The organism is Schumannella sp. 10F1B-5-1, from assembly GCF_006517535.1.
GTDB lineage: Bacteria > Actinomycetota > Actinomycetes > Actinomycetales > Microbacteriaceae > Schumannella.
Window position 1 is genome coordinate 1 of the sequence record NZ_VHQH01000222.1, and the last position, 252, is coordinate 252.

The window sequence follows — 252 nt, forward strand, 5'->3', positions numbered from 1 at the left end:
GACCCGCTGTCGGTCGTGCCGACCGGCCCGCCTGTCAGCTGGCGGCGCGCTTGGCGCGTCGCGCGGCGAGCTCGTCCGCGGGGTCGACGCTCGCGGAGTCGAGCTCCACGAGGCTCGACTCGACCTCGCGGAGCACCTTGCCGACCGCGATGCCGAACACGCCCTGGCCGCGGCTCACGAGGTCGATGACCTCGTCGTCGGAGGTGCACAGGTACACGCTCGCCCCGTCGGACATGAGGGTCGTCTGCGCGA

Annotated in this window: 1 pseudogene; it reads right to left on the minus strand. The window is 73.0% G+C overall.

Annotation, left to right across the window (positions count from 1 at the left end):
- Positions 1–34: 34 nt before the first annotated feature.
- Positions 35–252, minus strand: a pseudogene (locus FJ658_RS15495) (MerR family transcriptional regulator); the annotation flags it as partial.